11 protein-coding genes and 1 tRNA gene are annotated in these 12,254 nt (G+C 72.2%); 8 read left to right on the forward strand and 4 right to left on the reverse strand.

Features of this window, described 5'->3' with window-relative positions:
• Positions 1-35 precede the first annotated feature (35 nt).
• A complete protein-coding gene (locus tag AB0O21_RS13530; protein ID WP_365170430.1) occupies positions 36-2,864 on the forward strand; it encodes a penicillin acylase family protein in 2,829 nt (942 codons plus the stop codon).
• Between the two features lie 9 nt (positions 2,865-2,873).
• Here the strand turns inward: AB0O21_RS13530 and AB0O21_RS13535 are convergent, their stop codons facing one another.
• The gene (locus AB0O21_RS13535) at positions 2,874-3,485 is read right to left on the reverse strand and encodes a 5-formyltetrahydrofolate cyclo-ligase (protein WP_365170433.1); all 612 of its coding nucleotides are present in this window, start codon (positions 3,483-3,485) and stop codon (positions 2,874-2,876) included.
• A 94-nt stretch (positions 3,486-3,579) separates the two neighbouring features.
• Here AB0O21_RS13535 and galU point away from each other — a divergent pair, with 94 nt between their 5' ends.
• The 7 genes from galU to AB0O21_RS13570 all read left to right on the forward strand — a co-directional run bounded on the left by galU (position 3,580) and on the right by AB0O21_RS13570 (position 8,965).
• Entirely contained in the window at positions 3,580-4,482 is a 903-nt protein-coding gene (gene galU, locus AB0O21_RS13540) for a UTP--glucose-1-phosphate uridylyltransferase GalU (RefSeq protein WP_365170436.1), read from the forward strand.
• Between the two features lie 4 nt (positions 4,483-4,486).
• Positions 4,487-5,839: a gephyrin-like molybdotransferase Glp gene (gene glp, locus AB0O21_RS13545; RefSeq protein ID WP_365170439.1), complete on the forward strand. Its 1,353-nt coding sequence runs from the start codon at positions 4,487-4,489 to the stop codon at positions 5,837-5,839.
• A gap of 73 nt (positions 5,840-5,912) precedes the next feature.
• Positions 5,913-6,392, forward strand: coding sequence for a cyclic pyranopterin monophosphate synthase MoaC (gene moaC / locus AB0O21_RS13550; protein ID WP_365170442.1), 480 nt, complete (start codon positions 5,913-5,915; stop codon positions 6,390-6,392).
• Between the two features lie 89 nt (positions 6,393-6,481).
• Positions 6,482-6,973 (forward strand): MogA/MoaB family molybdenum cofactor biosynthesis protein, encoded by a 492-nt coding sequence (locus AB0O21_RS13555; RefSeq protein ID WP_365170642.1) that lies wholly within the window; start codon positions 6,482-6,484, stop codon positions 6,971-6,973.
• A 17-nt stretch (positions 6,974-6,990) separates the two neighbouring features.
• On the forward strand, positions 6,991-7,608 hold the full coding sequence (locus AB0O21_RS13560; protein WP_365170445.1) for a GNAT family protein: 618 nt from the start codon (positions 6,991-6,993) through the stop codon (positions 7,606-7,608).
• A 146-nt stretch (positions 7,609-7,754) separates the two neighbouring features.
• A complete protein-coding gene (locus tag AB0O21_RS13565) occupies positions 7,755-8,813 on the forward strand; it encodes a hypothetical protein (RefSeq protein WP_365170448.1) in 1,059 nt (352 codons plus the stop codon).
• 78 nt (positions 8,814-8,891) lie between these two features.
• Positions 8,892-8,965 (forward strand) — tRNA-Ala (locus AB0O21_RS13570).
• 210 nt (positions 8,966-9,175) lie between these two features.
• Here the strand turns inward: AB0O21_RS13570 and AB0O21_RS13575 are convergent.
• From AB0O21_RS13575 to AB0O21_RS13585, 3 genes are all read right to left on the reverse strand, one after another.
• Positions 9,176-10,447, reverse strand: coding sequence for a calcium-binding protein (locus AB0O21_RS13575; RefSeq protein ID WP_365170451.1), 1,272 nt, complete (start codon positions 10,445-10,447; stop codon positions 9,176-9,178).
• A gap of 245 nt (positions 10,448-10,692) precedes the next feature.
• Positions 10,693-11,679 (reverse strand): aldo/keto reductase, encoded by a 987-nt coding sequence (locus AB0O21_RS13580; protein WP_365170458.1) that lies wholly within the window; start codon positions 11,677-11,679, stop codon positions 10,693-10,695.
• Between the two features lie 116 nt (positions 11,680-11,795).
• The gene (locus tag AB0O21_RS13585; protein WP_365170461.1) at positions 11,796-12,242 is read right to left on the reverse strand and encodes a DUF6463 family protein; all 447 of its coding nucleotides are present in this window, start codon (positions 12,240-12,242) and stop codon (positions 11,796-11,798) included.
• Positions 12,243-12,254: the final 12 nt, after the last annotated feature.

Genomic DNA, 12,254 nt, shown 5'->3' on the forward strand with positions numbered 1-12,254 from the left:
ACTCCCAGGACCACCCTGCCCCTCTAAGGACAGCGATGCCCGCCAACGAAACCGCTCCTCCCGTCAAGAAGAAGGGACGACGCGCCCGTCTGATCGTGCTCGTCCTGGTCCTGGCGCTGTTCGCGGGCCTCGGCTACGGGGCGTACTGGGCTGTGGACGGCGTGCGCGCCTCGTTCCCCCAGACGACCGGCTCCCTCAAGGTGCCGGGTCTGACCGGAACGGTCGACGTCAAGCGCGATGCCCACGGCATCCCCCAGCTCTACGCCGACAACGACGACGACCTCTTCCGCGCGCAGGGCTTCGTCCACGCCCAGGACCGGTTCTGGGAGATGGACGTACGCCGCCACATGACCTCCGGGCGGCTCTCCGAGATGTTCGGCTCCGGCCAGGTCGAGACCGACGCCTTCCTGCGCACCCTGGGCTGGCGCCAGGTCGCGCAGGAGGAGTACGACAAGAAGCTCTCCCCGGAGACGAAGAAGTACCTCCAGGCCTACGCCGACGGGGTCAACGCGTACCTGAAGGGCAAGTCCGGCAAGGACCTGTCCGTCGAGCACGCGGCCCTCAAGCTCAGCGACGGCTACCAGCCCGAGCAGTGGTCGCCGGTGGACTCGGTGGCCTGGCTCAAGGCGATGGCCTGGGACCTGCGCAGCAACATGCAGGACGAGATCGACCGCGCGCTGATGTCGAGCACGCTCTCGCAGGCGCAGATCGACGAGCTGTACCCGCCGTACCCCTTCGACCGGAACCGGCCGATCGTCGAGGGCGGCAAGGTCGAGGGCGGCAAGTACGCGCCGCAGGGCACCACGGGCACCGGCACCGGTACGGGCACGGGCACCGGCGCGAACGTGAGCACCGGCACCGGCACCGGCACGGGCGCCGGCACCGGCCTCGCCGGCAACGCCACCGCCCAGGGCGCGACCGTCGGCCTGCACACCCAGATGACCTCGCTCGCCAAGACCCTGGACCAGATCCCCGCGATCCTCGGCCCCAACGGCAGCGGCATCGGCTCGAACTCCTGGGTCGTCTCCGGCCGCTACACCACCACCGGCAAGCCGCTGCTCGCGAACGACCCGCACCTCTCCCCGCAGCTGCCCTCGGTCTGGTACCAGATGGGCCTGCACTGCCGCACGGCCTCGGCCCAGTGCCAGTACGACGTGGCCGGCTACACCTTCTCCGGCATGCCCGGCGTGGTCATCGGCCACAACGCCGACATCGCCTGGGGCATGACCAACCTCGGCGCCGACGTCACCGACCTCTACCTGGAGCAGGTCAAGCCCGAGGGCTACGTCTACGACAACAAGGTGCTCCCCTTCACCACCCGCGAAGAAGAGATCAAGATCGCGGGCGAGAAGAGCAAGAAGATCACCGTCCGCACCACCAACAACGGCCCGCTGATCTCCGACCGCAGCGACGAGCTCGGTACGGTCGGCGCCCGCGCCCCCGTCGCCTCCTCGGCCCCCGACCGCGGCCCCGGCTACGCCGTGGCCCTGCGCTGGACCGCCCTCGACCCGGGCAAGTCCATGGACGCGGTCTTCAAGCTCGACCGGGCCAAGACCTTCGACGACTTCCGCAAGGCGGCCGCCGACTTCGAGGTCCCCTCCCAGAACCTGATCTACGCCGACAACAAGGGCGCCACCGGCAACATCGGCTACCAGGCCCCGGGCCGGATCCCCGTGCGCGGCTCCGGCGACGGCCGGATGCCCGCCCCCGGCTGGGACTCCAAGTACGCCTGGAAGGGCACCGCGGGCGGCGCCACCGGCTGGATCCCGCAGAACGAACTGCCCTGGGACTACAACCCCTCGCGCGGCTTCATCGTCACCGCCAACCAGGCGGTCGCGGAGGGCGGCACCGGCGCCGGCAAGTACCCGAACCTGCTGACCACCGACTGGGGCTACGGCGCCCGCAGCCAGCGGATCAACGACCTCATCGAGGCGAAGATCAAGGACAGCGGCAAGATCTCGACCGACGACATGCGCGCCATGCAGATGGACAACAGCAGCGAGATCGCCGCGCTGCTGACCCCGATGCTCGCCAAGATCGAGGTCAAGGACCCGGACGTGCGCTCCGCGCAGAAGCTGCTCGAGGGCTGGAACTACACCCAGGAGCCCGACTCGGCGGCCGCGGCCTACTTCAACGCGGTCTGGCGCAACATCCTCAAGCTGGCCTTCGGCGACAAGATGCCGAAGGAGCTGCGCATCGAGGGCAGCTGCATGAACGTCCACGACCAGACGAGCGGTCCCAACGACGACCTGGCCGAAGTGGTCCGCGAATGCGGCATGCGCGGCAGCGACTCGGCGCAGCCGGACGGTGGCGACCGCTGGTTCGAGGTGGTCCGCCGCCTCGTCAAGGACGAGAAGTCGCCCTGGTGGGCCGCGCCCAAGAAGAACCTCACCGTCCCGGCGACCACCACCCGCGACGAGCTGTTCGCGCGGGCCATGGAGGACGCCCGCTGGGAGCTGACCGCCAAGCTCGGCAAGGACCAGTCCACTTGGAGCTGGGGCCGGCTGCACCAGCTGACCTTGAAGAACCAGACGATCGGCACCGAGGGCCCCGGCTTCATGCAGTGGCTCCTCAACCGCGGCCCCTGGAACCTGGGCGGCGGCGAGGCCACCGTCAACGCGACCGGCTGGAACGCCTCCAGCGGGTACGGGGTCACCTGGGTGCCGTCGATGCGGATGGTCGTGAACCTCAACGACCTCGACAAGTCCCGCTGGATCAACCTGACGGGCGCCTCGGGGCACACCTACCACTCCAACTACACCGACCAGACGACGATGTGGGCCAAGGGCGAGCTGCTGGAGTGGCCCTTCGGCAAGGAGGCCGTCGACAAGGCGACGGTCGAGACGCTGACCCTCAAGCCCTAGCGCCTCCCGCTAGACGAAGCGGAGCACCCCGGAAGGGGTGGCCACCGCCTGCACGGGGTGGTCGTGCGGTTCCTCCGGGACCCGCGCGACCACCTCGTCGTCGTAGAGGAGCACCACCAGCGCCGGATGCGCCCCCGCGCGTTCCAGCCGCGCCAGCACCCGGTCGTACGAGCCCCCGCCGCGGCCGAGCCGCATGCCGCGGCCGTCCACCGCGAGCCCGGGCAGCAGCACGGCGTCGGCGCCGGTCACCGCGTCCGGCCCGAGCGCCGGGCCGGTCGGCTCCAGCAGCCGCATCTTCCCCGGGTGCGCGGCCTCGGCGAGGCTCGCCGGGCCCTCGTAGGCCGCCCAGTCGAGATCGTTGTCGGGCAGCAGCAGGGGCAGCAGCACCCGCTTGCCTGCCGCGCGCAGCGCGTCGAGGAGCTCGCGGGTGCCGGGTTCGGTGCCGACGGAGACGTACGCGGCCACGGTGCGGGCGCCGGCGAGTTCGGGCAGTTCAGGGGCCCGCACGGCGAGCGCGGCGGCCGCCGCGCGGCATGCGTCGGGGGACAAGGCGCGGCGGGCGGCGAGCAGTTCCCGGCGCAGTTCGGCCTTGGTCGGGGCGGCGTGCGGGTTCACATTCACAGCGAAACTGAATTTCCTTGGGAATGGGGACATAACCGGATGTTCCTACCGCGATCTAGTCGGGCGTTCGGTAGGACCCACTATCGTTCGGGGCATGACTATGTTGCACCCCGTGATCAAGAAGGCCGTGATCCCGGCCGCGGGCCTCGGTACCCGCTTCCTTCCGGCGACCAAGGCGACCCCGAAGGAAATGCTCCCGGTTGTGGACAAGCCGGCCATCCAGTACGTGGTCGAGGAGGCCGTCGGCGCCGGCCTCGATGACGTCCTCATGATCACAGGGCGTAACAAGCGTGCCCTGGAAGACCACTTCGACCGGAACTACGAGCTGGAGTCGGCCCTCATCGCCAAGGGCGACGACGACCGGCTGAAGAAGGTCCAGGAGTCCAGCGACCTCGCCACCATGCACTACGTCCGCCAGGGCGACCCGCGGGGCCTGGGCCACGCCGTGCTGTGCGCCGAGCCGCACGTCGGCCGCGAGCCCTTCGCCGTCCTCCTCGGCGACGACCTCATCGACCCGCGCGACCCGCTCCTGCGTCAGATGGCCGACATCTACGCCCGCACCGGCGGCACCGTCATCGCGCTCATGGAGGTGGACCCGGCCAACGTCCACCTCTACGGCTGCGCCGCCGTCGAGGCCACCGACGAGGAGGACGTGGTCCGGATCACCGGACTCGTCGAGAAGCCGGACCCGGCCGATGCCCCCAGCAACTACGCCGTTATTGGACGCTACGTCCTCAACCCCGCGATCTTCGACATACTGCGGGAGACCGAGCCGGGCCGTGGTGGGGAGATCCAGCTCACCGACGCCCTGCAGAAGCTGGCCGCCGACGAGACCGTCGGCGGTCCGGTGCACGGCGTGGTCTTCCGGGGCCGTCGTTACGACACCGGGGACCGCGGCGACTACCTGCGGGCCATCGTCCGCCTCGCGTGCGAGCGCGAGGACCTGGGCCCGGAGTTCCGCACCTGGCTTCACCGTTACGTGACGGAGGAGATGTAACGCCTTGAGCAGTTCCGCACCGCAGGAGACCGGCCACCGTCTGTGGTCCGTGGACGAGCACCTCGCGGACGTCCTCGCCGCCGTCCGACCGCTGGAGCCCATCGAGCTCCAGCTGCTGGACGCCCAGGGCTGTGTCCTGGTCGAGGACGTCACGGTGCCCGTCGCCCTCCCGCCCTTCGACAACAGCTCCATGGACGGGTACGCCGTCCGGGTGGCCGACGTCCAGGGTGCGAGCGAGGAGTTCCCCGCGGTGCTGACGGTCGTCGGGGACGTCGCGGCGGGCAGCGGTGAGCTGCCCGCCGTCGGCCCCGGCGAGGCCGCCCGCATCATGACCGGCGCCCCGCTCCCGCCCGGTGCGGAAGCCGTCGTGCCGGTCGAGTGGACCGACGGCGGCACGGGCGGCGGCGCGGCTTCCGGGATGACCCCGGCCAGCGCGGCCCCCGAGGGCGCGGCCGGCGAGGTGCGGGTGCACCGGGCGGCAGAGGCGCGGGCGCACGTCCGCTCGCGCGGCAGCGACGTACAGGCCGGGGACCTCGCGCTGGCCGCGGGCACCGTCCTCGGCCCGCCGCAGATCGCCCTGCTCGCCGCCATCGGGCGCGGCACCGTCCGGGTGCGGCCGCGCCCGCGCGTGGTCGTGCTGTCCACCGGCAGCGAGCTGGTGCAGCCGGGCGAGGCGCTGGCCGCCGGGACGATCTACGACTCCAACAGCTTCGCGCTGGCCGCCGCCGCGCGGGACGCCGGAGCCATCGCCTACCGGGTCGGGGCCGTCGCGGACGACGCCGACACCCTGCGCTCCACCATCGAGGACCAGCTGATCCGGGCCGACCTGCTCGTCACCACGGGCGGGGTCAGCGTCGGCGCGTACGACGTCGTCAAGGAGGCGCTGTCCTCGGTCGGGCAGTCCGACGGCGACGGGGAGGGCGCGGACGTGGACGGCGGCCGCATGGACTTCCGCAAGCTCGCCATGCAGCCCGGCAAGCCGCAGGGCTTCGGCACCATCGGCCCGGACCACACCCCGCTGCTGGCCCTGCCCGGCAACCCGGTGTCCTCGTACGTCTCCTTCGAGCTGTTCGTGCGCCCCGCCATCCGGGCGCTCATGGGCCTGCCCGAGTCCGAGGTGCGCCGGCCCAGCGTGCGGGCGGTGCTGAAGGCCGACAAGGCGCTCGGCTCCCCGGCCGGCCGCCGCCAGTTCCTGCGCGGCAAGTACGACGCGGAGAGCGGCACGGTCAGCCCGGTCGGCGGATCCGGCTCGCACCTGATCGCCGCGCTGGCCCACGCCGACTCGCTGATGGTCGTACCGGAGGACGTCACCTCGGTGGAGCCGGGCACTGAGCTGGAAGTGGTCCTGCTCGGCTGAACCCGGGTCGGTGCGGGTAGCGTGTGTCGCACCACACAGGCCCCGCGCGGGCCCAGAGCGGAGCGGCACAGCAATGAGTACCCAGAGCAGGCTGACCCACATCGACGAGGCCGGCGCGGCCCGGATGGTGGACGTCTCCGAGAAGGACGTCACCACCCGGACGGCCCGCGCCAGCGGACGGGTACTCGTCTCCCCCCGGGTGATCGAGCTGCTGCGCGGCGAGGGCGTTCCCAAGGGCGACGCCCTCGCGACGGCGCGGATCGCCGGGATCATGGGAGCGAAGAAGACCCCCGACCTGATCCCGCTCTGCCACCCGCTGGCCGTCTCGGGCGTCAAGCTCGACCTGAAGGTCGCGGACGACGCCGTCGAGATCCTCGCCACCGTCAAGACGACCGACCGCACGGGCGTCGAGATGGAGGCGCTGACGGCCGTCGCGGTCGCCGGGCTCACCGTGATCGACATGGTGAAGGCCGTCGACAAGGGAGCCGTCATCACGGACGTCCGGGTGGAGGAGAAGACCGGCGGCAAGTCCGGCGACTGGACGCGCTCGTGAACCCCCCGCGCGGCGGCGAGGTCCACAGCCACAGCCACCCGGCGCCGGCCCCCGAGCCCGCGGCGCCCCCGGCCGCGGCCGGCCGGGCCCTGGTCGTCACGGCCTCCAACCGGGCCTCGCAGGGCGTGTACGCCGACAAGGGCGGCCCGCTGCTCGCCGAGGCGCTGGAGAAGCTCGGCTTCACGGTGGACGGCCCGCGGGTCGTCCCGGACGGCGATCCCGTCGAGCAGGCGCTGCGCGAGGGCGTGGCCGCGGGCTACGACGTCATCCTGACCACCGGCGGCACCGGCATCTCGCCCACCGACCGCACCCCCGACGCCACCGCGCGGGTGCTGGACTACGAGATCCCGGGCATCCCGCAGGCCATCCGCGCCGAAGGACTGGCGAAGGTGCCCACGGCGGCCCTGTCCCGGGGCCTGGCGGGCGTCGCCGGGCACACCCTGATCGTGAACCTCCCGGGCTCGACGGGCGGAGTCCGCGACGGCCTCGCCGTCCTCGCCCGCCTCATCCCGCACGCCGTGGACCAGATCCGCGGCGGCGACCACCCCAGACCGGCACAACCCTCCGGGAGCACGAGCTGAACGGCCCCACCTGGCCGGTGGTCCTGAAGGATGGCGACGTCACGCTCCGGCCGATAAAACTGCGGGACCAGAAGGCGTGGCGCGAGGTCAACCGCCGCAATCGCGACTGGCTGCGCCCGTGGGAGGCCACCATTCCGCCGCCCGCCCCGTGGGGGCCGGTGATCCAGCGGCCGACGTACCGCCAGATGGTGCGCCACCTGCGGGCGGAGGCGAACGCGGGCCGGATGCTGCCCTTCGTCATCGAGTACCAGGGCAGGCTGGTCGGCCAGCTCACGGTCGCCGGGATCACCTGGGGCTCGATGTGCGCGGCCCACGTCGGCTACTGGGTGGACCGCGACGTGGCCGGCCGCGGCGTGATGCCGACGGCGGTGGCGCTCGCGGTGGACCACTGCTTCGGGAAGGTCGGACTGCACCGCATCGAGGTGTGCATCCGCCCCGAGAACGGGCCGAGCCGGCGGGTCGTGGAGAAGCTGGGCCTGCGCGAGGAGGGGCTGCGTCCGCGCTACCTGCACATCGACGGGGCCTGGCGCGACCACCTCGTCTACGCGATCACGGCGGAGGAGGTTCCGGAGGGGCTGCTGCGGCGCTGGCACCGGGCCCGGCAGTCGGAGTCCCCGCCGTCCCCGCCGAAATAAATAATCGATTATCCGTTCGATTTAGCCGATGCGCAGATAACCCGATCGGAAGAATCACAAAAAAAGTCCGTGATATCAGCGAGATCGCGCGACACACCGGCCCAATTGGCCGATCCCGTCGGCCGCGCCCCTCTACGGTGTGAGGTGTGAGCAGCAGCGGCCTCATCTACGCAGTCATTGTCGGGGCCTGGGCCGCCTACTTGGTGCCCATGTGGCTCCGGAGGCAGGACGAGCTGAACGAAGCCCGTCCGACGGAACGCTTCTCCACTGCCATTCGGCTGCTTTCGGGCCGGGCGGGAATGGAGCGCCGTTACGCCAAGGGGCTGCGTGAGCGCGGTGCCGAGGAGGCGGAGCCCCAGCCCCACGCGGACCCGGACGCGGTGACGGAAACGGTTGATTCCGTGGAAGCCGACGCCCGGGCCTTCGTCGTGCCCCCGACCAGGGCGGAGTCGAGACCGGCCGCCGCCGAACGGGAACAGCGCGCGGAGCGGGCCCGGCGCGAACAGCGCCTCCAGGTCCTCGCGCGCCGCCGGCGCACCACCGCGCTCCTCTTCCTCGTCTTCACCCTCGGCGCGGTCGTCGCCGCGGTGGGCGGCCTGCGCTACCTGTGGGCCCCTGCCGTGCCCGCCCTGCTCCTCAGCGCGTACATCGTGCACCTGAGGGTCCAGGAGCGGCGCCGCTACGAGTTCACGATGGACCGCCGCCGCGCCGAGGCGGCCGCGCGCCACCTGAGGGAGAACCGCCCGCGCCGCAGCGACTCCGACGACCCCGCGGCGGCCGGCGCCGACCCGGACCCCGCGCCACCGGTCTCCCCCCAGGAGGCCGGGCGGCGCGCGCTGGTCGAGCAGACCGACCACGCCGAGTGGGTGGACCAGCAGCGCGAGCGCGAACGCGGCCCCGCGCGCGGTGACAGCTGGGAGCCGGTCCCGGTCCCGCTGCCGACGTACGTGACGGCCCCGGTGGCCCCCCGCGCCACGGGCCCCGCGATCCCGGACGCCTGGAGCGCCACCCGCTCCAGCACGGCCGAGCCGACGGAACCCCGCCTGCGCGCCCAGCCGCACCCCCAGCCGGAACCCGCGAAGCCGGACCCGAAGCCGGACGCGAAGCCCCAGTCCGCGCCGCGCCCCCGAGGCCAGGGCCGGGGCCGCACACCGCTGTTCGACCAGTACGAGAGCGACGACCGCCCGCGTGCCGCGAACGAGTGATCGGTGACCTGCGCGGACGCTCCGGGATTCGCGTTTTGGAGCACCCGCGCGGGGATGCTAATGTTTCACACGTCGCAAGGGCCTGTGGCGCAGTCTGGTAGCGCACCTCGTTCGCATCGAGGGGGTCTGGGGTTCAAATCCCCACAGGTCCACAGACGACAGTTCTTGAGTAGCTCTCAGGAATCGTCACGAGATCCCGTTCAGCCGAGAGGCTGGGCGGGATCTCGGCGTTTGCGGGGTCCGTTTCGAGGCGGCATCAGACGAGCCGAAGGTCCCGTCCGATCGCGAGATCGGGCGGGACCTTCGTGTTTGCGGGGGCGGTCCAACTCGGACCGCGGTGGACGGTGGTGGGTCAGGGGCCGTCAGACTCGGCAGTTCGTCGCACCCGGTGCGCCGCCGGCCGGGTTGGTGCAGATGTTCCTTCCGGGGCCGCCGTCGTTGGTGTTGGTGCCGGGGCCGCCGTCGAGGGTGTCGTTGCCGGCGCTGCCCTGGAGGGTGTCGTTGCCGGTGTTGCCGTTGAGGGTGTCGTTGCCGCCGTCGCCGATGAGGGTGTCGTCGTTGTCGTTCCCGTTGAGGGTGTCGTTGTTGTTGCCGCCTTCGATGTGGTCATTGCCGGTGCCACCGCTGAGCGTGTCGTTGCCCGCGCCGCCGCAGATGACGTCGTTGCCCCCGGCGCCGTCGACGACGTCGTTCCCGCCGAGTGCGAAGATCACGTCGTCGCCGGGGGTGCCGGTGATGTTGTCGGCGCGGGAGGTGCCCATGATGGTGGGAGTGGCGGTGCAGTCCATGGGGGGCAGCTCGTAACTGATGGACACCTGCGCCGGCCCGATGGCCGGGCCGGAGGCGCCGCTCGGCGGGACGAGGTTCGAACCGCCGCCGCCACCGCCGGGCCCGAAGGTGCCGTCGCCGCCGATCGCGACGCAGCCCGCGCCGCCTCCGCCGCCGAACCAGCCGGCGCCGCCGGAGCCGCCGCCGTACGCGTCACCGCCCGCGCCGCCCTGACCGGCCGTGCCGTCGGTGCCGGCTGAAGCGCCGGGGGAGGCGCAGACGGCTCCGCCCGCGCCGCCGGTGGTCTGGGTTCCGCCGCCACCCCCGCCGCCGCCGCTCGGGCGCTCGCCGCCGGGCTCCCCGGTGTCGCCCGCGTCGCCGCCGGTGGCCTGGGGGACGGAGAAGAGCCCGGAGTCGGCGCCGGAGCCGCCGCCTCCGCCGCCGCCGGCGACGATGATGCGGGGGTCGGTGCCGACAATGCCGGTCAGGTCGCAGCCGACGGTCGCCGAGCTGCAGGTGCGGACGTCACTGGCACCACCGCCGGTCCCGCCGGGCGGCGTACCGCTGCCGGAACCCCCGCCCGTGTCGACGTTGACGTAGTAGGTGGTGCCGGGCACCACGGTGAAGGTGCCGGAGACGGTGGCGCCGATCCCGCCCTGTCCGCCGTCAGTGCCGTTCTGACCCGCCTCGCCGGTGGCGGTGATGCTCAGTTGGGTGACGCCGGCCGGGACGGTGAACGGCTGGTTGGCGCCCGCGGTGAAGTTCTCGGTCACGGGCGCAGCCAGGGCGGGCGTCGCCGTGGGCAGCACCAGCGCCGCCGCCGGCAGCGCTGCCGTGGCGAGCAGGAGGGCGACCCGTCGGGCCACGCGCCGCGGGTGTCCGGAGAGGGCTCCGGCACGGCGTCGTCGGAATGCCGCATGCTGTGGGGTCGATGTCACGATGTGGACTCCTGGACAGGGCCGCGGCACCCGCCCCGGGCGCGCACGGACGTCGGTCGATGGGCCGGCCCCTGCGCGGGACCACCCGTCGATCAAGCCACAGCGGCCCGGCGCGGGCGGCAGACACACCGTCACACCACGCGGCGATCCATCGGCCGGCCGCAGACCGTGCGTCAGTGCGCCGCGTCGAGCTTCGCGCGCTGGTCCGGGGTCAGGTCCAGGTCCACCGCGCCCAGGTTCTCCTCCAATTGGGCCACCGAGGAGGCGCCGACCAGGGGGAGTACCGGGATGTCGCCGCCCATCAGCCAGGACAGGACCACCTGGTTGACCGTGGCGCCGGTCTCGGCGGCCACCTCGCGGACCGCCCGCAGGCGGGGCTCGGTGCCCGCGTGCTCGAAGCCCGGGCCCAGCGGCTTGTCCTCGCGGACGTAGGCGCCGGCGATCAGCGGGGAGTACGCGACCTGCGTGAGGGCCGGGTTGTCGCGGAGGTAGCTGAGCAGGTCGCCGCTGACCAGGCCCTGGTTGCCGTCGGGTGAGCGCAGGCTGGGGAGGTCCGTGCGCTGGCGCAGGTAGCTGTGGTGGTGCTGGAGCACCTCGTAGCCCGGTACGCCGGCCGCGGCGGCCAGCGTACGGGCGCGCTCCACGCGCCAGGCCCAGTGGTTGCTGGCGCCGAGCAGGCCGGCGGTGCCGTCCGCGACGACTTCGGCGAAGCCCCGGACGGTCTCCTCCAGTGGGGTGTGCTCGTCCATGACGTGCGCGTAGAGGAGGTGGATGCGCTCGACGCCCAGGCGCTCGCGGCTGCGCTCCGCGGACTCGCGGATCACCTTGGGGGACAGGCCCTCGATGTCGAGGCTGAAGCCGCTGGTGGGCTGGTTGGGGCGGGCGCCGAGCTTCGTGGCGATGGTGATCTCGTCGCCGATGCCGCGGCTGCGCAGCCAGCGGCCGATCAGCTCCTCGCTCTCGCCGCCCTGGGTCCCGTTGACCCAGAACGCGTAGTTGTTGGAGGTGTCGATGAAGGTGCCGCCCGCTTCCGCGAAGCGGTCGAGTATCGCGTACGAGGCGGCCTCGTCGACGGTGGTGCCGAAGGTCATCGTGCCGAGGCTCAGCACGCTGACTTCGCGGCGGGTTTCGGCGGCCGTGCCGATGACGCGGTATTTCACGGGCGTGGTGCCTTTCCGATCAGGGGCGTTCTTTTGGCGCGGCCCCTCCGTGGCGCGTGACGGGGAACGTACATGATCGGAAAGGGGCGGACCAGGCCGTTTCGTGGTGCGTGCACCTATGCCGTTGCCGGGCGTGCGCGGTGCGCGAGGAGCAGCAGGACGGCGGGGACCAGGCCGAGGGGGAAGCCGGAGGGTACGAGGATCCAGCCGCTGAGGAGCACCCACGCCGTCAGGGTCACGGCGACGTAGCGGGGGACCTGCTGGCCGGTGCGGGCCATCCGGACGAGCAGCAGGCCGAGCAGGATCAGCGGTACGGCGAAGCTGCCGGGCAGGGACCAGAACAGGCGGAGCGATTCGAGGTTGGCGGGGTCTTCGATGGCGGCGGTGCCGTGCAGTCGGCCGGTGAGCCAGTCGCCCCAGATCGACCAGGTCTGGAAGAGGAAGACGGTGATGTGGACGGCGCCGATGACGACGATGCTGCGCCCCGCCCAGGCGGTCAGGGTGCGTGCGCGGGCCGAGTCGGCGGCAGGAGCAATTACGGCACTGCTAGTTCCGATACTCATAGTTCCGTATGA

Source organism: Streptomyces sp. NPDC091371 (genome assembly GCF_040684275.1).
Classification (GTDB): Bacteria; Actinomycetota; Actinomycetes; order Streptomycetales; family Streptomycetaceae; genus Streptomyces.

Coding starts and splice junctions, on each gene's coding strand:
- AB0O21_RS13530 (WP_365170430.1), top strand. CDS start 36: ATGCCCGCCAACGAAACCGCTCCTCCCGTCAAGAAGAAGGGACGACGC.
- galU (WP_365170436.1), top strand. CDS start 3,580: ATGACTATGTTGCACCCCGTGATCAAGAAGGCCGTGATCCCGGCCGCG.
- moaC (WP_365170442.1), top strand. CDS start 5,913: ATGAGTACCCAGAGCAGGCTGACCCACATCGACGAGGCCGGCGCGGCC.
- AB0O21_RS13585 (WP_365170461.1), bottom strand. CDS start 12,242: ATGAGTATCGGAACTAGCAGTGCCGTAATTGCTCCTGCCGCCGACTCG.